Here is a 22,472-nt window from a genome sequence, read left to right as displayed (position 1 = left end):
GGTAACTGAATAGTCGATTATTAATCGCTGCTCGACAGTCAGATGGTCACTATCTTAATTGGTGACTGTTACTGATTTCACCATTGTGCCATGAATCATTCGATAAACGACATCCTGGCCGTCTACGATTTTTCCGAAAATACTGTAATTACGATCAAGATGCAGATTTCTGGCTGTGTTGATGTAGAACTGGGATGTCGCTGTGTCTTTTCCAGAGGTTGCCATTGCTACGGTCATTGGCTCATGCTTGAGGAAGCTGATCTCTTCTCTAATCGTTTTTCCACTGGAGCCATTTCCATTTCCGATGGTGTCTCCTCCCTGGGCTACGAAGTTTCCGATAACCCGGCTAAAGTAACTGTTATTGAAGTGTCCCTCTTTCGCATTGTTAACAAAATGCCAGGCGGTATAAGGTGCGTCAGCGAGTAGTTCAATCGTAAAATCGCCTGCAGTGGTACTCAGGGTAACTTTTTTACCAATGACCTGTTTGACCTGGGCAAAAGAGGGTGAGTCGGCACGGCTCTCCGGCTTTTCTTCTTCTTTTGCGAGCAAACTTTTGGCAAACTTACTCACTCGAGGATCCGGATCTCCACTAAAAAACTGAATAAGATTGGAAAAATCTTCTTCTTTTTTATTATTTAAAAGTGTTAGTAACTGAATTTTTACATAGGCGGACGGATGCTTGAATAGCTTAACAACCCAGCTCATCTCATTTTTCGTTTGCCTTTTAACCAGTCCTTTCAAAGCTTCGACAACCATAGCGTCCTGCTCACTTTTTAATTGGTTTTTAAACAGGGAAATAAGGTTGGCATCTTTTTGTTCTGAACTTGCGAGGACATTTAGCGCTGTTTGCGCGATAAGCGGATGTTCTGACGCTTGCAATTTACCTAACTGAATCAGGGCTTGCGGAATATCTAGCATATTTCTCATCGCGCCAATGGCTGCAATTCTTTCGTTTAAATTGCCGTTCTCTGTCTGTTCAATTAACCAGGCAAGGAGTTCTCTGTTTTGAGTTTTATCTTCCGCACTAACTTTGCCAATTAAACGGCTTAAAACGTTTCTGGCTAGCGGAGACATGGGTTTTGAGATTAAAGAGGTTAACTGCGCGGATTGAATACGTTTCTCTATACCCGGAATTCGGCTCAGAAAATAACCGACTCTGGCGGCTAAATCGTCTCCGACAGCAAATAGCGATAATAATCGCTGGTAATCTATTGTCGCATAGTCATCCACCAGCTCCCGGTGAAATGTCAGTGCAATGGCCAGCCCCTGAAACAAGGAAGCTTGTGCCGTTCTTGATTTTTCCTGAGTCAATCGTTTCAGCATTCGGCTAACTAAATTATTCTGCCCAAGATTTCCTAAACCTAGATAAATTTCATGTTTCACCAGATCGTCATTTTCTTCTTCCAGTCGTTGCCATAAGTAATGGGCTGACTCTTTATTAGCTGTTAGTCCGAGTGCAAATGCGGCATGCTGTCTCAATATTGGGTTGTCATCTTTTAGAAAAGGTATCAGCGAGGAGATGACTGCTTTGCCGCCAATTCTTCCTAATCCGACAATAGCCGAATTTACGACATGTATGTCTTTGCTTTGAAGCACCTTGGCAAAAAACTCTAAATCCGGGTTTCTGTCATCTACAAGCTGGTAAATTTGTTGTATTATTTCTGACTGATCACTTGTGGTTTGGCCTGAATGTAAACTCTTCGGGTCAGATGCGTCAGCTTCTAACCTGGGCTGAAAGTCACTCGGTTGTGCCCAAAGCTGGTTGCTTGCAAGTAACAGGCTTGTGATAATCAGTCGCAGCGCCGATGAGCGAGCTGCAGAGCAGAATGAAAGACAAATCAAGGATAAATTGGAGTGAGTTCGCTTCATGATTTTAATGGTAGGTCTTCAATTGATATTTGCGGTGGCCTCATTGTCTGACAAATATTGAGAACTAACAAGAGGCTCATACATTTGTATTTGAGCATGAAAAATCAACCAATAAAGAGATATAGGTAATCGCGTTATGGCGCAATACATTTATTCAATGAGTCGGGTCAGCAAAATTGTTCCGCCTCAGAAAACCATCCTCAAAAATATATCCCTGAGTTTTTTCCCCGGAGCCAAAATTGGCGTTCTGGGATTAAACGGTGCAGGTAAGTCGACTCTGTTAAGAATTATGGCGGGTGTCGATACCGAGTTTGAAGGCGAAGCAGTTCCTTTAAAAGGGATCAATATCGGCTATTTACCGCAAGAACCTCAACTGGATGAAAGCAAAGATGTTAGAGGGAATGTTGAAGAAGGTGTCGGCGAAATCAAAGCCGTTTTAAAGCGTTTCGACGAAGTGAGTAATGCTTTTGCTGATCCCGACGCCGACTTTGATGCGCTGCTAAAAGAGCAGGCTGAACTGCAGGATAAAATTGATGCGGCAGGTGGTTGGGAAATCGATCGAATGTTAGATAAAGCGGCAGAGGCGTTACGCTTGCCGCCATGGGACGCAGAAGTTAAGCACTTGTCCGGCGGTGAAAAGCGCCGAGTCGCCTTATGTAAGTTGTTGCTATCTAAGCCAGACATGCTCCTTCTTGACGAGCCAACCAACCATCTAGATGCTGAGTCGGTTGCCTGGCTAGAACGCTTTTTGCAGGATTTCAAAGGAACTGTTGTCGCCATTACCCATGATCGCTATTTTCTGGATAATGTTGCTGGCTGGATCCTCGAGTTGGATCGTGGCGAAGGTATTCCGTGGGAAGGAAACTATTCTTCCTGGCTGGAGCAGAAAGAAAAACGTCTTGAAATTGAAGAAAAGCGTGAAACTGCACGTATTAAGTCGATGAAAGAAGAGTTGGAGTGGGTTCGTTCTAACCCTAAAGGTCGTCAGGCTAAGAGTAAAGCCCGTATGGCCAGGTTTGAAGAACTTTCATCTCAAGAGTACCAGAAGCGTAATGAGACCCGCGAGCTGTATATCCCGCCGGGACCAAGACTTGGTACTCAGGTTATTGAAGCCAACCATATACAGAAAAGCTTCGGTGATAAATGTCTGGTTGAAGATCTGAATTTCCGCCTGCCTCAGGGTGGTATCGTCGGAATTATTGGGCCAAATGGTGCAGGTAAGTCTACTTTGTTTAAAATGTTAGTTGGTCAGGAAAAGCCTGATGCCGGTGAGTTGGTTGTCGGTGAAACAGTAGAAATTGCTTATGTCGATCAATCGCGAGATGCTCTCGATGGTAATAAAACAGTGTGGCAGGAAATTTCTGATGACTCGGACACAATTATCGTCGGTAACTATCAGGTGCCGTCACGACAGTATGTAGGCCGCTTCAACTTTAAGGGCGGGGATCAGCAAAAGTTTATTAAAGATCTATCCGGGGGTGAAAGAAACCGGGTTCACCTCGCCAAGCTACTTCGCAGTGGCGGAAATCTGTTACTACTTGATGAGCCCACCAATGATCTGGATGTTGAAACACTTAGGGCACTGGAGGAAGCTTTACTTCAGTTCCCGGGATGTGCCGTCGTGATTTCTCATGACCGCTGGTTCCTGGATCGAGTGGCGACGCACATTCTGGCATTTGAAGGAGATAGTAAAACTGTCTGGTTTGAAGGAAACTATGCGGACTATGAAGCTGATCGTAAACGCCGTCTGGGGGCGGATGCTGATACGCCGACACGAATTAAATATCGTAAAATAGGCTAAAGCTGAAAGGGTTAATCAGCGAGCGCTGGTTAACCCTAATTCGGCAACCAGCGTTTAAGCGCCCGAACCTATTCGAATTTAAGCAAATCGATTTTTTCTCCAAGCAAGCTTTCAAACTTACCCTTGGCCTTATCCGGAGCACTTGAGTAATAACTTACTTTTCCTTTGACGTCGGATTGATTACGTTGTCCTTCAATTCTACGCTGAACTTCTTTGGCAACAGGTAGTGCGCTTTCAAACAAAGTGACTTCTTCACCAACGATCTCTTTAATTGCTTCTGTTAGAAATGGATAATGAGTACAACCTAACACTAATGCGTCGACTTTTGCCTCCACAAAAGGATTCAGCTCTTCGGCAATAAGCGCCATTTCTGCTTTTCCTATTTGAGGGGCTGTTTCAACCAGATTGACAAACAGGTGAGAGGCCTTTTCTATAATATCGACCCTGGGTAGAAAGCGTTGCTTTAGTGTCAGATACTTTTCACTGTCCAGGGTTGCCTGGGTGGCCAATACGCCGACTTTTTCTCTGCTGCTAAATTCGGTCGCCGGCTTTAAAGCCGGTTCTAGCCCAATGATCGGCAGGTCGAGATTTTTTCGCAGAGAGTGAACTCCTGCAGCTGTGGCAGTATTGCATGCAATTACTATCGCCTTAACTTCCAGTGATAGAAGGTAATCGGCGATATGATGTACTCTTTGTTCAATAAAGCCGGCAGACTTCTCACCATATGGCGTATGTAAACTATCCGCCAGATAAATCAAATTCTCGTTAGGCATTATCTCGCGGATAGCTTTTAAAACGCTAAGCCCGCCGACGCCAGAGTCGAATATACCTATAGGTAGACTGCTAATAAACTTGCTCCAATAGCTAATAACAAATAAGTGCATCTCGATTATAAACTAGAAATTTAATTCTGAGCCATTCCTTTGGTATGATGATGAGAATGATCTTTACAACTATTTCAATCAGGCTATGCATCATCACTTCTCAAAATCCTTAACGGTGTTAATCCTCACTGCGCTGATCACTAGTTGTGCGGCTTACAGGCCTTCTAACCCGGATAACATCTGCGATATCTTTCTGGGAGAAACTGACTGGTATGAAGCTGCGCGTGATGCACAGCACAAATGGGGAACTCCTATATTTGTCATGATGGCAATCATGCATCAGGAGTCGCGTTTTATCGATGATGCACAGCCTGAAAGGGACTGGTTTTTAGGATTTATCCCCCTGCCACGAGATTCGAGCGCTTATGGCTATGCTCAGGCACAGGATCCTGCATGGGAAGAGTATATGGAGCAAACTGATAATTCGGGAGCCGATCGAGATGATTTTGAGGATGCTATCGACTTTATTGGTTGGTACACCGATGGAAGTCAAAAGCGCCTAAAACTTTCCAAATGGGATGCTTACGGTCAATATCTCGCGTATCACGAGGGTAGAGGAGGTTATTCCAGGAAAACACACAATAAAAAGCCCTGGCTTAAAAAAGTAGCTGCTAAAGTTAAAAAAAGGGCAAGCCGATATAACGCTCAATTAAAAGGTTGCCGAGCCAGGTTGGACGATAAGGTTGATAGCTGGTTTTAACCGGAAAATAATTTGCTTATGGGGAGGGAACATTGATGAGTCAAACTGTTACTATCCCTGTCTGGTTATTTTTTCTACTCCTTTTTATCTCTCTAATCGTTTTTATAAACCGATTGTTATTTCCTGGCGTACGCTGGTTTTTTCGAAAAAAAGTTAACAAAGCTATCGAGGAATTGAATCAGCGTCTCAATATTGAAATCAGACCCTTCCAGTTAACCAAAAGACAGGTGCTACTTGACAGACTTGTACATGATTCACAGGTACTGACTTTTGTTCAAAAGCAGTCATTGGAGGATGAAATTCCCAGAGAGGTTCTTCTGGAAAAGGTTCGAAGGTATGCCAGTGAAATCGTTCCCTCATTTAATGCTTATATCTACTATAGAGTTGGCTACTGGTTATCCAAGAAGCTGACTAAATTGCTGTATAGCGTCAGGGTAAATCAGGATCAGCAAGAAAAACTGATTAATCTGAATAAGGAATCAACAGTTGTTTTTGTGATGAACCACCGCAGCAATATGGACTATATACTGGTTTCATTTCTGGTTGCAGAAAAAATGGCGTTGTCTTATGCCGTCGGTGAGTGGGCAAAAGTTTGGCCTCTGCACAGTCTGATAAAATCCATGGGGGCCTATTTTGTTCGCAGAAATTCGCGAAATCCCCTCTATCGGAAGGTTCTGGAAAGATATATCGATATGGCTACTCGAGAAGGCGTTTGTCAGGCAGTCTTTCCTGAAGGAGGCTTGACGCGCGATGGAAAACTGAGAAGTCCGAAGTTAGGATTTCTTGATTATATGTTAAGAAATTACGACTTTGAGCGAGATCGCGATATTATTTTCATTCCTGTTGGCATCAATTATGATCGTGTACTGGAAGACCGAACGCTACTACTTTCTTTACGCGAGAATGAAGCTAAACCCGGACGCTGGTACACTGTTAAAACCACCTTTCGTTTCATTTGGAATAACCTTCGTCTTGCTCAACGCCATCAGTGGCAGCGTTATGGTTTTGCCTGCGTTAATTTCGATGAACCCATTTCATGTCAAAATTATTGTCTAAAAAATTCGGTTAACTTTTCTTTATTATCAACAAAAAAGCGGTTTGAAGCAGTTGAAAGTCTGGCATGTTACTTGATGAATAGTGTTGAGAAAACAGTGCCGGCGGTTCCTGTAACCTTGATTTGTGCCACTCTTTCCCGGTTTCTGATTGCTAGCGAGCAAAATCAGGTTGAGCGCAGTTTGATTGTTGAAGAAGCTCAACAGTTAATGTTCAGAATTGAGAAAGAGGACGGAAAAGTTTTATTTCCCAATAAAGATAAGAAAGTAATGCTCGAAGCTGCGATTGACCGACTGATACTGCGCCGAATAATATCTGAAGAAAATAAAATGCTTAGAGTATCTCCTGAGCAGGATGAATTGATTAGCTATTATGCCAATTCCATTTTCTGCTGGAAGTAATCGTTTTATTAATACTAATTATCGGCTAGCTTAATGATGGTAACTTTTTCAATAGTTGAACTACCGGTTCCGGTTTAGACAGGTAGTATCCCTGGATTTTTACTTCGCCAACCGAGCGAATAAAATCAAACTGTTCTTTTGATTCAATTCCCTCGCATACAACTGTCATTCCAAGTGCTTTTCCCATATCGATCGAAGCAAGTACTATCGCTTGATTGCGTTTATCTTTGACAAGGTCTTTCATAAATAACTTATCTAGCTTTAGAGTATCTATCGGAAAATGTTTTAAGTAGCTTAGCGAAGAGTAGCCTGTGCCAAAATCATCTAGCGCCAAACTAAAACCGAATGACTTTATCTCAGCCAATATCTTTTCAGCGAGCTTGTAATCCTCGACCAGAAGGCTCTCGGTTACTTCGAACTCAACCAGGTGATTCGAAATTCCGCTCTCTTTCACCAATGCGTCGAGTGTCGTTGCCAGGTCGTAATGCCTAAATTGACGTGCAGAAAGGTTGATAGCCAGTTTGAATTCTCTACCTGTAGAGTTATTGATCTGTTTTATCGCTTCGACCGCTCTTCTGACTACCCAGTTACCCAGCTTGAAAATAATTCCACTTTCTTCCGCGATAGGGATAAATAGATCTGGTGCAATAAACTGACCGTCTTCGTTCCTCCATCTAAGTAACGCTTCAAATTTCTCAATTTGTCCTGTTTCCGAATCGGCCTGAGGTTGTAAGTAAATTTCCAGTGAATCGTTATCGATTGCATCTCTTAATGCTCGTTCAATTTTAAGGCGATCGACAGCTGCATGATTCAGCGCCTCAGAATAAAAATGAAAGTTATTTTTACCTGAATCTTTTGCCGCATACATAGCCATATCTGAACACTTTAATAAGCCGTTAGTGTCCAGAGCATCTTCAGGGTAAAGTGCGATTCCTATGCTTGTAGAAATATACAATTCATGCGGGCCTACTGCAAAAGGACTGCTTCCGGCCGCCCGAATTTTTTCAGCAATAATTCGAGCATCATTATTGTGGACAATCTTGGAGAGCAAAATAACAAACTCATCTCCGCCCTGGCGAGCGAGAGTGTCGGTTTCACGGATTATAAAATCAAATCGTTTGGCGACCTGTTTAAGTAATTCATCACCAATATCATGTCCGAGGGTATCATTAATATATTTAAAGTTATCCAAATCGATAAATAACATTGCAACTTTGTAGCTCTCTCTTTGGGCAAGTAAAATTGCCTGAGAGGTTCTTTCTTCGAGTAGTATTCTATTCGCTAGCCCTGTGAGAGAGTCGAAATGAGCTTGTTTTTGAAGTTCATATTGTGTTTGCTTCAAGTCACTGATGTCAGCATAAATCCCTGCATAATTAGTGATTTTCCCTTCCTCGTTTCTAATTGATGTTACAGTCAATAATTGGGGGATGGTTTCTCCAGACTTTGTCTTTTCCCAAATTTCTCCGTGCCAACTACCTTGTTTATCAAGGCGCTCATAAAGCTTTTCGTAAAACTCGGGTGGGTGAACTTCTGAACGAATTAGCTTAGGTTTCCTGCCTATTAGCTCTTCTTTTGAGTAACCGAAAAGTTCAATGAATGCAGGGTTAGCATCAATTATACGGTAGCTTTCGTCGGTAATGATTACTCCTTCCTCAATGCTTTCCAGCAATGCATTACTAAGTTTTAGCTTTGAGTTTAGTTTTTCCAACGCTTTGGCTGATTTGATTCGTTCACTAATATCGGTTGCGATACCCCCGACTGCATGAACTTCACCTTTTTCGTCAAATAACGGGAACTTGATGGTGACAAAATACTGTGGCTCACTATCAATACCTTCAACTTCTTCTTCAAACTGAATGGTTGAACGAGTATTAATTGATTGTAAGTCATTTCTTCTAAAGTTTTCAGCAACTGAATTTGGTAATAGATCAAAATCGGTTTTGCCAATGATTTCTTCAGGCTCTCTACCAAAGTATTTTGCAAAAGCGGAGTTTACAAGTTGATAGCGACCGTCGACGCCTTTTATGTTAATTAAAGTACCTGAGTTTTCACTTATTGCGTTAAGGTATTTTCTACCTTTAACCACCTTGTCTCTTTCTGCTTTAATTCCCCGTATTTGCTCTTGTAGCGCTTCGGTCATCTGGTTGAAGCTGTTACTTAGTTGTGAAATTTCGTCTGTACCTTTACTCTCAAGTTTCTGCCCGTAATCGCCTGCTAGTATGCTTTTAGTAGCATCGACAAGTTGGTTGATTCGATCGGTAATTATTCGTTTTGTAAAAAAATTCAAAAAGAAAGCTTCTGTTAGAATCATTGCAATGATTATGATGATTGCTAGCTTTATCTGTTCGTAAAGTGGTGCAAATATCTCATCCTCATAGACCACTGCTGCAACATGCCAGTTGAATTCTTTCAGGTTGACCAGGTATAGCAGGGTTGCTCCAAAATCAAGACGGCTGATTTCAGTAAATGTGTTTGTTGGGATCTTATCTATTTCATTGGCCAGGATTTCAAAAAAGGCTATCTTGCTATTATTGCTAAAAGAAAGTCTTCGGTTGTCATCAAGAAGCGTCAGGAATCCGGATTCATTCAAGGAGTACTCGGAAATCATCTTATTATATGGTTTTAAGTCAAATAAAATTTCTATTTGACCAAGTCGATGTGAGCGACTGGATACTTCCTGGCCGAAAAGCAAATGAAGGTTGCCCTTGCTTTTTACCACCGAAGGTTGTCTTTTTTCCAGATTGTAGGAACAGTTTGTATTTAGCGAGTTCTCCGCTACTTCCGATATGGGAGAATAAATAAGCAATGGACGGTTGTCTCGATCGCAAACCTTTAAGGCCAGATAAGCACTATTTCGAACATGCTGACTTTGAAAAAACTGAATAATATCCTTTTTATTGTTTTCTGCTTCACTCATCAAGTCGTAGCTTGAATTTAAAAAGAATGCATCAAGCGATGGAAGTTCGCTAATTATTTTTAAGTCCGTCTTTAAGCGTGAAAGTTCATCATCGATAATAGATGAGGCTGCATTTACACTGGCTTTCATGTTATCCAGTGTGAGCTTCTGTACCATGCTGGACATTCGATAAAAACTGATGGTTTCAAAGCAAAGTACACCAACAATCAGCACAAAAATACCACGAATCAGAAACTTGATGTGGAGTCTGGTTATCAGTTTTTTATATAAAGTGCTAATCATTCTTTTACAAAATTTGCATTGGAAAGCACTTCATAGTCGAGGTGCCCATTAGCTCCAAAGGTATTAATATCAATTTCTTTCTTTACTGCTGCAGTAATAATTTTTTGAGTGGTAAAAAGCATAAATGCTTGTTCATGAATAAACCTATCGAGTGCCTGGAGTCTTTTTTCATGTTCTTTTTCATCAGCCGTATTCAAGGTATCCTGCAAGCGGATATCAAGCTCTTTGTCATTCAGAAGTGACCAGGGACTATTTGAGTCCAGAAAAAGGCCGGCGTGAAATGCCAGGTTAAACACAGGGTTATCTACAATGTTGATAACCAGGTCAAAATCGGCTGGCTTTCCTGTTTGAATCTTATATCCAACAACTCGGTTTGCCCATTCAGAGCGACTGACAACTTCCAACTCCAGTTCCACCCCGACATCTTCGAGGTTTTTCTGAATTACTTTAGCTGCAGGCTCTGCGATATCTGCCACCAGACTCTTTAATTTTATTGGAGATTCTAGCCCTAAATCATCTATTAAAGCTTTAGCTTTGTGCGGTGAATAGGAGTAGGGTTTCAACTCCGGATTGAATCCGAATTCTCCCTGTTTACCAAGCGAAGCCATGGGGATAGCGTTCCCGAAATCAACAAACCTGACCAGGTCTTCTTTATTTACCGCATAGTTAAGCGCTTTGCGAAAATCAAGAGATGCCAGAGGGCCCTGGTTTCGAAGCATCACCCAGTAACTACTTAGTACCGGACGTTTTATTATTTTGGCATTGCCTCTCGCTCTGCGCATAAGCTGGGTTGTTTGATTTCCACTTAAATTGGGAATGAAATCTACCTTATCTTCAATAAAGCTTTTTATCCATTGAGATTTTGGAATCACCACAAATTTGACTTCATTGATCTTTGGAATACCCTGGGCCCAATAATCATTATTCCTGGTTAGCAAAATGTGGCTACCTTCAGACCACTCCGAAAATCGAAAAGGCCCTGTTCCTATCGGGTGTTTTCGAAAGTGTTCTATACCCTTCGCCTGGATATAAAGTGGCGGGCAAATTGAGCCAAACATATTGAATCTGTTTAAAAACATTCCGTCTGGCTTATAGGTTTCAAAATCAATTTGAAAAGGCTTCGCTGGATCGAAAATAAGTCTTTTTAAGCTGCTAAAAATCCATCGATTACCGGCGTTGTTATTCGGATTAAGAATGTAATCAAAAGTAAACTTAACAGCATTGGCATTAAACTCTTCCCCGTTGTGAAATTTGACACCCTCACGTAGATAAAAGCGCCAGCGAGTAGCTGAAAGTTTTTCCCAGTGAGTGGCGAGTCCTGGTTTAAAATTGCCATCCAGATCCATATATACCAGCGTATCGAATATTTGAACGATAACGGAATAAGAGTCTGGATCAAATGACGGTGATAAGGAGTCGATCGCCGGAGGGTCCTGACTGAAATAGGCAACTCTTATTCGATTTGATTTTTTCGTAACCAAGGGCAGGGATTTCTCAGCTGAGGTTGTTCCAGAGTTTGTAAAATCTGCGGATTTTAATTGTGGCACTTGAGCTAAGAATCCTGTCAGCAAAAATAGCATTATCGCTGGCAGGCGCAATTGGCAGCACTTTAACGAGGATAAGATATTCTGCGACCCGAAATCTCTTATGGAGATAGATCTGTTTGGCGGTAATAAAGGCTTGCAGGTAAAAGGCAATAAGGTCTCCAAACCGTGTGTTCTTAAAGGGTGAAAAATTCTTAATTATCAATTCATTATTTGCCATTGTGACAAAAAATACAAATATCGGCTACTGATCGCCCAATCTCTTTATGAGAATGGCTATTTTTGTCTGTCTAGTCTGTTTTCATATTAGACATTAACTTAAATGATGCAGCTGTAAAGGGTAGATGATGACTATTTTACACTCACAGCATTGTCTGCTAGTTTTAAACCTTGATATATCTAATTTTTATAAAATTCTCACAGTGGGATTTCTGGAAGGAATAAGAATATTATTAGTTTTTTATTTCTTTTCTGAATCATTTGTTGGACATTGGCTGAGAGCGACAAAAGTTAAAAAGGGAGATTTTATGTATCTGGTAACAAACAGAAAGCTATTAACGGGGAAGAAAGGTCTGGAGCTATTTGGCAAAGATCCCAGTGAAAAAGGTCCGATGGAGCTTCGTCTGGTAAAGGTTACGCGTAAGCAGGGGCAGTGGACTTGCAAAGTTGAGGGAGATGAACTTCCTAAGTCTGAAGTCATAAAACTTAAGAATAAGTATGGTTTGTCTATCAATGAAAAGGAAAACTGGCACGCGAGTCTTAAAATTGCGTGTGAAATCTTTGCCCGAGCAGTAAAAGAAAAAAAATCAATTTTGTTTTTCGTGCACGGCTATAACAACGATGTTAAAGATGTTTTAACCACTGCACAGCAGATAGAGAAAGCACACAATGTGATTGTCGTCCCTTTCACCTGGCCGGCCAATGGCGGAGGTGCCGTTAGCGGAACCTTGTCCTATAAGAGTGACAAATCCGATGCTAGAGCGTCTGAGGGGGCGCTTGATCGATTCATTGGCAAAATCCAGTTTTTCCATCATTTACTGGTTGAAGGCGGAAAAGCTGAGGCAATGAAAAAAGCACACGACAAGTTTCCGGATAATCCCGTAGCCGCTCAGTCGATGTATTCCAGATTAATCGCTAAAAAGTGTCAAACCGGAGTTTCTTTGTTATGTCATAGCATGGGCAATTATGTCTTTAAAAAAACACTGGGTTCCAGTGGTAGTTCCTCTGCGAAGCTGGTTTTTGACAATATTTGTCTGGTTGCTGCAGATACCAACAATTCTGCACACTCGGTCTGGGTTGACAAGTTAGATGTACGTAAGCGGGTTTATATTGTAATCAATGAAAATGATTACGCGCTCAAAGCGTCGAGAATCAAGCCCGGGGACGAGCAAAAAGCAAGATTAGGGCATTTTTTGAAAGGGTTGAACAGTGAAACTGCCTACTATATCGATGTTACCAAGGCCAAGTTAGTTGGTAGCGATCACAGTTATTTTGTTGGTGGTGCCTTAAACAACAAAAAGATCAAGTGGATATTTAGCAAGATGTTCAAGGGGGAAACCGTTGAAGAAAGGTTGAACTTTGATGCCTCGCGAAATCTATATCAGCTCTAGAGACGAGATATTTGGTGGTTTTCGACTGAGGACTAATCTAAGGAGGCTCGAATATAAGTAAGACAAATCGCAAAAGTCGATATATAATTTGAATAGTCTATCATATGGAGTTGATTCGTATTATTTAATGATGTGGCACTCATCCAGGCGTAAGCTGGTTTCGTTGTATTGCATATTTATGCTCTATTTTCCAGGAGTGTCACATCTTCTGGCAGATTCTCTCGAGCTCAATTTATCTGAGGCTCACGCTCAATACACCATCGAAATTACCAAGCATGTCAATTGGCCCAATGATGACGAAATTACATCCTTCGTTATAGCTATCCTTGGTGGTGAGCAAAGATTATTTGAGGCGTTTGAACAAAGTCAGAACCTTACTGTTCGCGGAAAAGGATTTGAAATCGTCGAGTTTGATCAGGCTGACTTTGACGCCGGCAAATATACTACTGTTTTTATCGGAAGCCGAGGCCGCTTTAAGAACTCACAGTTGTTTGAAAGCTCTCAAAATGTACTATTAATTGTTGAAGGAAGAGTCAGTAGTCAGGTGCAAATGTTCAACCTGATAACCGAAAATAATCGACTCAAACTGGAGATCAATCGAACCAACCTGGCTCAACGAGGCTTTTCTGTTTCTACCAGCTTATTGGAGTTCGCGGGCTCTCGACAGGACCTTGGAGAAGAATTGCGAGAAAGAGAGAGCAAACTGAATGTACTTTTAAGTCAGGTTAGCAAGAAAGAAGAAGATTTATCAAAGCTCATCAAGAAGCTTGAAAGCAACCAAAAGCTTTTGCTTAAAGCTCAGACTCAACTTCAACAAAACGAGTTGATCATCAAACAGAAACAGAATGATCTGGAGGCGCTTAAAACACAAATAGAAGAGTCGCTGAGTGAAGTAGAGCTAAGCGAAAATGCGTTAAAAGAAAAGCGAGTTGAGTTAGAACGTATGCAAAAACAAGTTGAGGCAAAGGAGGCTAATATCGCCAAGCTTCAACAAAATATTGAACAAAACAAGGCTTTCTTGGCAACACAGATCGAAAAAATAAAAGAGCAACAGAATGTCATTGAGAACCGAGAACAAACCATTGATGAGCAGCGTAACTGGATGGCTGGAATACTTGTCGTGTCCATTATTTTTTCTTTAATGATCTATGGTTTGCTTCGGTCAAATAATTTGAGAAATCGGGCTAACCTCGAACTCAAAGCGGCTAATGAAAAGCTTTATCAGTTGGCTACTACCGATGATCTAACCGGTTTATATAGTCGTCGATATTTCTTCGAGTTGGCGCAAAAAGAGTTTTTGCGATCACAACGAAATCACTTTTCCGCAGTTTTTTTAATGATAGATATCGACCATTTTAAAAGTGTCAATGATACATATGGCCATCCTATGGGTGATGAAGTTATCCGTCGAGTTGCCAATATTTTGCAGGAAAGTTTGAGAAAATATGACATTGCCGGTCGCTTGGGGGGAGAAGAGTTTGCAATGATGCTAATGGATTGTGACAGTGAACAGGCAATGGAGATTGCTCATCGAATAAGTGATAAAGTTGAGTCTGAAAAAGTGGCGTACCATGGCGCTTCTGTTGGAGTCACCATTAGTGTTGGTCTAAGTCAACTGAAGTGTGAAGATACACAGGTTGAGCAAGTAATTATGCGTGCCGATAAAGCCCTGTATCAGGCGAAAAAGGGAGGTCGCAACAGGGTGGCGGACTTTTCTTGTCAGCATATGCAGGTCTAATTGAGCTAGTTATCGTCTTAGGGATAGAGAAAATCTTAACTGACGTTAAGCATCACTTTCCGTAATTCTAGCTGATTTGTTTTTTCTTAGACTAATAGTGAGAAGGGGGAGTTTACAAACTTTAAACCAAGTATCGACCTAATTTGAGAAATTTTTGCTCAGTCTGAGTCTGTAAATAATATTGTATAACAGGCTTCTTCTTTGTCGTCTAAATCTTCGCGTACTGAAATCTGATATAACTTCCCACTCTGTCAAGACTTGTTATGTGGCTATATAACTATTTTAGCCTTTTTACTTTAGAGTGTTTTTCAGATGCGTATTCATGATAAATATCATCTAAATATTTTTCTAATTTACTTTCATCTATATCTGAAGGAATCATTACATCATAGACACGTGAGCGAATACCTGTGTCGGACTCATTAAACAGCTGCCATTCATGTTCTGATTTTATGACAGACATTTGTTTACCAAAAACATCAAACTTGATAATCACGCCTAATTCTCCTGGATACCAACAGCTTGTTAGTTGCTTTTCTAATTATTATAGAAGTTAACATTTGCTTCGCCTTTACTATCTTTGCTCATTTCAAAAGACGAAACACTTTCGACTTGCACGAAATACATATCTTCATACTTTTCCCACTTCCTTGAAGCAAGTGCGGCTTTCAACTCTTGTATATTTACCAGTTCAGTTCCAAACTCAGTGACCAAAGTAATAACTTTACCAAAGAACTCTTCTTCATTATATCTACGAGGAATCTTTGATTTGATAGAGATGCCAAAATGAACACATCCTCCACGATGAAATTCTATGGTTTCGGCACCTCTCAATATTCGAACTCCTTTTTCCCCTTTAATCTTCTCTGCATTGCTACTTGTATTCAGATACTGTCCAATAAATTCTTCTTGTGATTTTTCATCAAATACGCATTCTTCTTCAGCTATCGCATAAAAAGAAAAAAGAACAATTAATAGTGTGATGTATCTCATGTGTATTTAACGCTCACAGCAGGTGAGCGTCGTAAGCTTCACTTGCCTGTTCTTGTTAATACGTTCCAAAGACTTCTTCTTTGCCAACTTGAACCTTGCCATCTTTATTCGTGGTTATTAGTTCCCAGTATTTTTCGGACTTCTGAACTCGTTGCATACGGTCCAGATATTTTCCTTCGCTAAATGTGTAAGTCACTTTAGGGTCTTGATACCAATCTGGGTACACATCAAAATCAACTTCTTCTAAATAATTAAAGCTTATAAATTTATAACACTTTACAGGATTGAACGAACACCCTCCTGTAAATTTGACTGTGTTCAATTGGATAGAAGATATTCCTTCAAAGTGTTTCTTATCTACAAGAATATCTTTTCCATCAATAGTAAGCCTCAAAGTCTCCAGCTTCCCAGTTTCTCTATTTACTTCAATAAATACCTTTCCTTGGTCAGTCTCAAAAGAAACATTATTCCAAAAATAGACGATGTCTTGACTTGCGAAACAGCTCGACGATAACAAGAACGAAAAAAATGCATATTTGATTATTGATAGCTTCATAGTATTAACAGATTATTATCTTCACTAAATCACGATAATACGAAAATCTCTAAGATACCAAAAGTGCTTTTTATATTAAAAACAGCCGGTTAAACGATAAAGATAAAGTAAAGTCTTGTTAATATCGTGATTTACTGACGATAAATACACATTTCAAAAGTAGAATACCCATTAAAATCAAATAGATAATTAGGTTTTGAAGCGTAGTAAGAGCATTATCACTAGGAAAGTCCTGGTTACTTTTAAAGAGGAAACCTTTGATTTTTCGGTTTACATGAATTTTACGCTCTAAGATATCAGCCGATGTTGGTTTCGCCTGAAATTAACAAACCGGCAAAGTCAAAATCATGCCCGGACTAATCCAGGCTAGTCAAAATCATCCATGTTAAAAAATGAATTAGCCGCTAGAGTTTAAACTGTCCAACCAACTGCGACATCATATCCGACAAGGACTTCAGGTTTTCAATTTCTTTTTTATCTTGCTCGGAGACCTGATGCAGCTCATTGGCTAAGTCAGAAATTTTTACCGCTGACTCATTGATATGATTAATTACCTGAGCCTGCTCTTCGGTTGATGTTGCTGTCTGGAAGTTACGATTCTGGATATTGGCAAACTTTTCCTTTATTGCCATTAAAGCTTTTGAGGCCTCCTCGGCTGCTTGCGCGACTCCGGCGCTTGACTCTGTTGCTTTGGCTACAGATGATCGCGATTTGGTGGCAGACTGTTGTAACTGCTCTATCTGAACGCGAATTTCTTCAGTGGATTCTTTGGTTTTACTCGCAAGGCTTCTGACTTCATCAGCTACTACGGCAAATCCCCGGCCTTGTTCACCGGCCCTGGCTGCCTCAATCGCTGCATTGAGTGCGAGTAAGTTTGTTTGCTCTGAAATGCTGCTGATAACATCCACTACAGAGTTGATCGAATCGGTTTTACTGTTTAGATCGTTGATAACAGACTCTGTTTCCTGCATTAAAACAGAAAGCTCATCCATTATCTCCGTTGTTTGCGCGACTTGTTGGGAAGTATGGATCGACTCTTTGACTGCTTCTTCGGTTTCTGTCGCGGTCGACTGGGCAACAGACGAGACCTCGCTAATGGTTTGTCCCATTTCAGTGATTGCGGTTGCAACCTGATCGGTATGTTCTCGTTGCATAGAAGCAAAACCAACGGTTTGTTCCGATGACTGAACCAGACCTCGTATGCTGGTAGACAGCTGTTCCTGTGCCTGCTTTATTTCGGCGACCAGTCTTCCTACTTTTCCAATAATTGCATTAAATCCCTTTGCCAGCTCTCCGAGTTCATCTTGACGCTCTTCGTTTAGCTTTTGCCGCAAGTCGCCACCTTTTCCCGACATTTGTATCAGGCGCTCACTCACATCATTGATGGCGTTGGTGACCTTTCCGATTACCACATAAAGTATTACCAGAGAAATTAAAGCAATAATGACGTTAAGGAGAATTGTGAAATAAATCGAGCTTTTGACCGGGCCGGTAATTTCAGAAAGCGGTTGTTCTATGAGTAGGTGCCAGTCCAGATCTTTTAGCGGATAACTGGCAGCGTAAAAACTTTGACCATCTCTTTCAAAAGTCATTATAGACGTTGTTTGAGAGCCGCTAAGTAAGCTTGAAAAGTCTGGATATTGGCTGAGCTCGGAAAGTTTTTTCTCCAGCAAACTCCTATTTTTGTGCGCAGTAATCAGTCCATCATTGGAGACCAAAAAAGCATAACCTTCCTGACCAACCCGATTGCTAGTGACAATTTCACTGATGACCGACACGTCATATCCTAGTCCGGTAACACCTACAACCTGTCCGTTTCTTTCTACTCTCACATTGATGAAAGCGGTTAATCTGTTTGAGTTTTCATCGACATCAATAGCCACTTCAAATGCTTTGCCTGAATTGAGGAAGCTAAAAAACCATTGGTCTCTTTCTGAAGTACGAGAAAGGGTTTTAGTGATACCGGATTCGGTGTAGTACTTCATGGTTTGATTTGAAACCCAATAGACCGCAGCGGCGTTGTTTCGACTTTTCATCTGTGAAAAATAGGCCTGAATCGGAGCAAGCTGAGACTCCGGCTCTCCTTTACCCACCCACTCGGTTAAAAAATGGTTTTGTGCCATTCCCTTCGATAGGGCGATAGGCACATTCAACTCTGCACGAATTTTGGCTTCGAGCTTTTCCAGTATGTTGGGAAAGTATTCTTTTTCACTGAGTTCGGAAAATAGAGAAGAAAACTGCTGGTTGTTTACCAGAGATGAAACTAGTGCGGTAATTACCAAAGCAAGTGTGGCAACCCCGATCAATAATTTTCTGATAGTAATCTGGCCAAAAAGCACGGCACCCATCCTTTTGAATTGTATGGAATTAACTATCAGTTTAGTTGAATTATTGAAATGAGATTCAATAAAAAAAAGTGACCGGTGATATATTTAAAAATGTTATTAAAAATTGCTCTTCGATTCCGCGAGCGTCTATTGAGGGCCTGAGCGCCTATTGAAAGAAGCACCTACTGGAGCTTCCAGCGTTTAGCCGTTATTTCCATCACCGTCATTATTATTTGCTGGTGGGCTCTGCTCATTATTGGTGTCTATCGCGGGAGTATTCGCTAAACTTGTGGATAACGGGGGGTTTTGAGTTTGACTGGTTCGGTCTTCGAGCTGTTGACGAAGTTCTGCAACTTGTTGTTTTAGATCGCTGGCTTCATTTTTTAGTCGGTTGTTCTCACGTCCCAGCCATCCTGCACGCCCTTGTTGTTTTTTTAACTCTTCTTCGTTATCTGCCAGCAGCTTCTTTAATTCTTTAAGCTGTTTCTGTGCTTCTTCTGCGCCGCTTGATTGAGCCGCTTTTGCATCGCTGATTTGTTCCTGGAATGAACTAATTTGTTGGTTAGCCTGCAATAGTTTTTGCTCTAGTTCTTTTACCTTTTCCTGTGCACTGTTAAGTTTTTGTTCGACTTCGGTAGTTGCTTCAACAACAGCTCGTTGAGACAGTTGCTGAGCCAGATAATTGCTGGCCGCTGCTGCGCCCGCTACTACCAGCACGAAAAAGGTAATACTCAATGCATGGTGCTTGATTCGGCTTTGAGAGGCGCCGCAAAAAGGACATTCACTCTGTTTTTTTGCCAGCTCTCTTTTGCATCCGATGCATTTTCTCATGATTTAACCCTTAATTGTGCTCGTTCGCGACTATATTGATTATTGTTGTGAGTATTCTTTCGAGGGCAGAATAGCATGAGCTTCAAGACGAGAAAAGTGCATGCTTCATGATAAATTCTCGTCGAACATCGAATTTGTGGTGGCTTAATCTCCATTATTTTCGTGAATTCGTGAGAGAGATTTTACTACTCCTCGCAGCATGGCGACTTCCTGGGCGGTCATTTCAGCCTTGTCGAACAGCGCCCTCAGTCTTTTGATTGTGTCAGTTGGCTGATTGGGACGTATATATCCACTTCTTTCCAGGCGTGACTCAAGATCAGCATAGAAATATTCCAGGTCTTTCTGTTTTGCCAGCAGTGGTTCCGGATTTGTGGCTGTTGAACCTGATTGACTAAAGCGAGAATCTGTTTCTTCGTTATCCGAAAATCTAAAGAGGTTGTTAAAGAGTTCGTAGCATACGATTTGTACCGCTGCCCCCATGTTTAAAACTGAATAGGAGGGATTTCCTGCGATGTACAGGAAATGCTGGCAAAGACCAAGCTCATCGCTGGATAAGCCGTCGCGCTCGCGGCCGAAAACAATCGCGACTTTTTCCTGAGGGTGCAACTCTATCCATTTGGCGACCTCTCGCGCTGAACTTTGCGGACGAGAGTAGCTATGTTCTTGTCTGGCGGTAGTAGCGAACACTTGAGTGCAGTCGGCTATTGCTTCTTCAAAGGTAGCGACCACTACAGCGCTTTCCAGCAAATTTTTAGCCCCTGCCGCTCGGCTGCTAGCTTCCGGGTGAGGATATTTTTCTGGTGATACCAGATATAGCTCGGAAAGTCCCATCGTTTTCATGGCCCTTGCTGCAGCCCCAATGTTACCTGGGTGGTAACTATTGACCAGAACAATACGGATGTTTGAAAGTAGGGAAGGGGTTGATTTTGTCATGGTTGGAAGAGCTCTGGATATTCTGTTCGCACATTAAAATTGAGGCAATAAGCTCTATTTTATCACAAGCTGATTTGATAGCGTTTAATAGACTATTGTCGATCCAACATTTCGGCTACAGAGACGAACTAAAGTATTCTTCGAGACATCCAGTATCTTTGGCGCCAGTAAATGTCGTCCATTCTTGAGATCATAACGCCACTACTGGTAGATGCATGCATGAACTTCTGTTCGCCGAGGTAGATTCCGACGTGCCTGACTCTGTGGGTTGTTTTAAAAAAGACTAAATCACCTGTGCTTAGTTCGGCGTGCGAAATCAGGCGACCGAAGCGAGATTGGGCGATAGTCGTCCTAGGGAGATGTGTAGAAAGCCCCTTCTGCATAACAATTTGAACAAAAGCGGAGCAGTCAATTCCCTTTTTTGAGGAACCTCCAAGACGATATGGTGTTCCCTGCCATTGGCTATACTGTCGGAGTAAACGCTGTTTAACTGACTGCTGCTTTTGGGAAACTCCTTTAGTGGCTTTAACCATTTTACTTGGTCTAGAAGGCTGGTTGCTTAAGGCCTGTCTGATGCGAGCTATTCGAGCAGCCCTGTCACTATCTTCAGGTTTAAGCTCTCGTGGTGGATGGTGGCTACAGGATGCGGTGAACAACAACAGAAGCAGCCACGGTGGTCGTAGTGCAAAATTCATGGCTCCTCCTGAGCAAGTCTAACGAATATTCAATTTTACAAAGAGAAAACTGAATTTTGGATGAATCGTGTGGTTTTTATTATTTGACTGACAGAGTGTTTTTAAAATTGTTATTGGAATAAATCTCCTGATTTGTGAATTTCCGAGCTTCAGTGCTTTTAACCAGCGAGTATTTATGTTTATGATGTCTTTTCAACCCTGGTATTGATAATACCGTGCGAGGTGCAAACAGCCTTGCCGGCAAATAAAGCGAGATGACATGAAAGAAGTGTTTTTGTTTGATAGTGGAAGTGATTTCGATACTTTCAACTCGCCATGGCAGAGCCGGGAGAGAACCTTGTGGCTTGAGATGCAATCAGTTAAGCGTAGTTATCATGAGGAAGTGGTTAGTCAGTTGATGCAATTGCCTGCTCACCTTGTGTTGGAAAATTATGGCGCGCTTGATTATGACCCGCAAAAATATCCCGTATTTCTTATCAAATCAAAGGATTGGCAAGCAGATAAAGAGGTGATATTGATTACCGGTGGCGTTCATGGCTATGAAACCAGCGGTGTTCATGGCGCTATTCGCTTTGCAGTAGATGTTGCCCACGATTATAAAGAAGATTTTAATTTTGTAATTGCGCCCTGCGTTAGTCCTTGGGGATACGAAACCATCAATCGTTGGAATCCCGGTGCGGTGGACCCTAATCGTTCTTTTAGAGAAAACAGCCCGGCACAGGAGTCGGCACTTTTGATGAATGCAATCAAAAAGATGAACCTGAATATTCTGGCTCATTTTGATTTGCATGAAACTACTGACACCGATAATACTATTTTTCGTCCTGCTTTGGCTTCAAGAGATGGTATTGAGCAGAAAAACTGGAATATTCCTGACGGGTTTTATGCGGTAGGAGATTCAGAGAAGCCGTACGATGGTTTTCAAAAAGCGATCATTGATTCTGTTAAAAGGGTCACTCACATTGCCGAGGCTGACGAAAGTAATCAGCTAATTGGCGAAACGATAACGCAATTTGGGGTGATCAACTATGCAACTCGAGAGTTAGGGCTTTGTGCCGGATTCACCAATCGAGAGTACTGCACGACTACTGAAGTTTATCCTGATAGCGACAGAGTTGATGGTGAAGAGTGTATTCTCGCCCAGGTAGCTGCTGTGAGAGGTGGCCTGGATTACCTGCTGGCACAGCGTTTTGAAGCTCACTAGGTTTTAAAGCTGGACATGTTTTATAGCTAATCACTCGGAGTATCTGGAAAACAGTATCAGGCAGAATCCGAGTCTTTTATTTTGCCTGGCCCCGGAAGTCTGCTTGACAACAGGTTGTATCAGATTTCTTTTAA

17 protein-coding genes are annotated in these 22,472 nt (G+C 41.6%); 6 read left to right on the top strand and 11 right to left on the bottom strand.

Annotation, left to right across the window (positions count from 1 at the left end):
- Positions 1–54: 54 nt before the first annotated feature.
- Entirely contained in the window at positions 55–1,869 is a 1,815-nt protein-coding gene (locus tag IYN84_RS07815) for a peptidylprolyl isomerase (protein WP_196138652.1), read from the bottom strand.
- Positions 1,870–2,005: 136 nt separating this feature from the next.
- Between IYN84_RS07815 and ettA the strand changes: the two genes are divergently transcribed.
- Positions 2,006–3,670, top strand: coding sequence for an energy-dependent translational throttle protein EttA (gene ettA / locus IYN84_RS07810; protein WP_196138651.1), 1,665 nt, complete (start codon positions 2,006–2,008; stop codon positions 3,668–3,670).
- A 68-nt stretch (positions 3,671–3,738) separates the two neighbouring features.
- Here the strand turns inward: ettA and murI are convergent, their stop codons facing one another.
- A complete protein-coding gene (gene murI / locus IYN84_RS07805) occupies positions 3,739–4,554 on the bottom strand; it encodes a glutamate racemase (protein WP_196138650.1) in 816 nt (271 codons plus the stop codon).
- A 115-nt stretch (positions 4,555–4,669) separates the two neighbouring features.
- Between murI and IYN84_RS07800 the strand changes: the two genes are divergently transcribed.
- The gene (locus IYN84_RS07800) at positions 4,670–5,254 is read left to right on the top strand and encodes a transglycosylase SLT domain-containing protein (protein ID WP_371734826.1); all 585 of its coding nucleotides are present in this window, start codon (positions 4,670–4,672) and stop codon (positions 5,252–5,254) included.
- A gap of 35 nt (positions 5,255–5,289) precedes the next feature.
- On the top strand, positions 5,290–6,708 hold the full coding sequence (locus IYN84_RS07795) for a 1-acyl-sn-glycerol-3-phosphate acyltransferase (RefSeq protein ID WP_196138648.1): 1,419 nt from the start codon (positions 5,290–5,292) through the stop codon (positions 6,706–6,708).
- 25 nt (positions 6,709–6,733) lie between these two features.
- On the opposite strand, the gene IYN84_RS07790 is transcribed toward IYN84_RS07795, so the two are convergent.
- Together IYN84_RS07790 and IYN84_RS07785 are read right to left on the bottom strand one after the other, a co-directional pair.
- A complete protein-coding gene (locus tag IYN84_RS07790) occupies positions 6,734–9,907 on the bottom strand; it encodes an EAL domain-containing protein (RefSeq protein ID WP_196138647.1) in 3,174 nt (1,057 codons plus the stop codon).
- The gene (locus IYN84_RS07785; RefSeq protein WP_196138646.1) at positions 9,904–11,454 is read right to left on the bottom strand and encodes an ABC transporter substrate-binding protein; all 1,551 of its coding nucleotides are present in this window, start codon (positions 11,452–11,454) and stop codon (positions 9,904–9,906) included. The genes IYN84_RS07790 and IYN84_RS07785 overlap by 4 nt, the downstream gene beginning before the upstream one ends.
- A 524-nt stretch (positions 11,455–11,978) precedes the next feature.
- On the opposite strand from IYN84_RS07785, the gene IYN84_RS07780 reads away from it, so the two are divergent.
- Positions 11,979–13,061, top strand: coding sequence for an alpha/beta hydrolase (locus IYN84_RS07780; RefSeq protein WP_196138645.1), 1,083 nt, complete (start codon positions 11,979–11,981; stop codon positions 13,059–13,061).
- A gap of 127 nt (positions 13,062–13,188) precedes the next feature.
- Entirely contained in the window at positions 13,189–14,799 is a 1,611-nt protein-coding gene (locus IYN84_RS07775) for a YfiR/HmsC family protein (protein ID WP_196138644.1), read from the top strand.
- A gap of 277 nt (positions 14,800–15,076) precedes the next feature.
- Here IYN84_RS07775 and IYN84_RS07770 read toward each other — a convergent pair whose 3' ends face one another.
- The 7 genes from IYN84_RS07770 to IYN84_RS07740 form a co-directional block, all read right to left on the bottom strand.
- Entirely contained in the window at positions 15,077–15,295 is a 219-nt protein-coding gene (locus IYN84_RS07770) for a hypothetical protein (protein ID WP_196138643.1), read from the bottom strand.
- Positions 15,296–15,336: 41 nt separating this feature from the next.
- Positions 15,337–15,792 carry a hypothetical protein gene (locus IYN84_RS07765; RefSeq protein ID WP_196138642.1) on the bottom strand — a complete coding sequence of 152 codons (456 nt, stop codon included), beginning with the start codon at positions 15,790–15,792 and terminating at the stop codon, positions 15,337–15,339.
- Between the two features lie 55 nt (positions 15,793–15,847).
- A complete protein-coding gene (locus IYN84_RS07760) occupies positions 15,848–16,348 on the bottom strand; it encodes a hypothetical protein (protein ID WP_196138641.1) in 501 nt (166 codons plus the stop codon).
- A 404-nt stretch (positions 16,349–16,752) separates the two neighbouring features.
- Complete coding sequence (locus IYN84_RS07755; protein WP_196138640.1) at positions 16,753–18,687, bottom strand: methyl-accepting chemotaxis protein; 1,935 nt, start codon at positions 18,685–18,687, stop codon at positions 16,753–16,755.
- A gap of 189 nt (positions 18,688–18,876) precedes the next feature.
- Positions 18,877–19,506: a hypothetical protein gene (locus tag IYN84_RS07750; protein WP_196138639.1), complete on the bottom strand. Its 630-nt coding sequence runs from the start codon at positions 19,504–19,506 to the stop codon at positions 18,877–18,879.
- Positions 19,507–19,650: 144 nt separating this feature from the next.
- Positions 19,651–20,439 (bottom strand): RNA methyltransferase, encoded by a 789-nt coding sequence (locus IYN84_RS07745; RefSeq protein ID WP_196138638.1) that lies wholly within the window; start codon positions 20,437–20,439, stop codon positions 19,651–19,653.
- A 128-nt stretch (positions 20,440–20,567) separates the two neighbouring features.
- Complete coding sequence (locus tag IYN84_RS07740) at positions 20,568–21,134, bottom strand: NlpC/P60 family protein (protein ID WP_196138637.1); 567 nt, start codon at positions 21,132–21,134, stop codon at positions 20,568–20,570.
- Between the two features lie 259 nt (positions 21,135–21,393).
- Between IYN84_RS07740 and IYN84_RS07735 the strand changes: the two genes are divergently transcribed.
- Complete coding sequence (locus IYN84_RS07735; protein ID WP_196138636.1) at positions 21,394–22,338, top strand: M14 family metallocarboxypeptidase; 945 nt, start codon at positions 21,394–21,396, stop codon at positions 22,336–22,338.
- The last annotated feature ends 134 nt before the right edge of the window (positions 22,339–22,472 follow it).

The organism is Aliikangiella sp. G2MR2-5 (genome assembly GCF_015687155.1).
In the GTDB taxonomy this organism is placed as follows: Bacteria; Pseudomonadota; Gammaproteobacteria; order Enterobacterales; family Kangiellaceae; genus Aliikangiella.
Note: the sequence above shows the minus strand (reverse complement) of the source record. Positions and strands in the feature narration are given on the sequence as shown.

What these genes read in the sequence shown, in the direction of transcription:
- IYN84_RS07795 (WP_196138648.1), top strand. Translation starts at nt 5,290, where the DNA reads ATGAGTCAAACTGTTACTATCCCTGTCTGGTTATTTTTTCTACTCCTT.
- ettA (WP_196138651.1), top strand. Translation starts at nt 2,006, where the DNA reads ATGGCGCAATACATTTATTCAATGAGTCGGGTCAGCAAAATTGTTCCG.
- IYN84_RS07765 (WP_196138642.1), bottom strand. Translation starts at nt 15,792, where the DNA reads ATGAGATACATCACACTATTAATTGTTCTTTTTTCTTTTTATGCGATA.
- IYN84_RS07740 (WP_196138637.1), bottom strand. Translation starts at nt 21,134, where the DNA reads ATGAATTTTGCACTACGACCACCGTGGCTGCTTCTGTTGTTGTTCACC.
- IYN84_RS07735 (WP_196138636.1), top strand. Translation starts at nt 21,394, where the DNA reads ATGAAAGAAGTGTTTTTGTTTGATAGTGGAAGTGATTTCGATACTTTC.
- IYN84_RS07745 (WP_196138638.1), bottom strand. Translation starts at nt 20,439, where the DNA reads ATGACAAAATCAACCCCTTCCCTACTTTCAAACATCCGTATTGTTCTG.
- IYN84_RS07775 (WP_196138644.1), top strand. Translation starts at nt 13,189, where the DNA reads ATGATGTGGCACTCATCCAGGCGTAAGCTGGTTTCGTTGTATTGCATA.
- IYN84_RS07760 (WP_196138641.1), bottom strand. Translation starts at nt 16,348, where the DNA reads ATGAAGCTATCAATAATCAAATATGCATTTTTTTCGTTCTTGTTATCG.
- IYN84_RS07750 (WP_196138639.1), bottom strand. Translation starts at nt 19,506, where the DNA reads ATGAGAAAATGCATCGGATGCAAAAGAGAGCTGGCAAAAAAACAGAGT.
- murI (WP_196138650.1), bottom strand. Translation starts at nt 4,554, where the DNA reads ATGCACTTATTTGTTATTAGCTATTGGAGCAAGTTTATTAGCAGTCTA.
- IYN84_RS07790 (WP_196138647.1), bottom strand. Translation starts at nt 9,907, where the DNA reads ATGATTAGCACTTTATATAAAAAACTGATAACCAGACTCCACATCAAG.
- IYN84_RS07780 (WP_196138645.1), top strand. Translation starts at nt 11,979, where the DNA reads ATGTATCTGGTAACAAACAGAAAGCTATTAACGGGGAAGAAAGGTCTG.
- IYN84_RS07815 (WP_196138652.1), bottom strand. Translation starts at nt 1,869, where the DNA reads ATGAAGCGAACTCACTCCAATTTATCCTTGATTTGTCTTTCATTCTGC.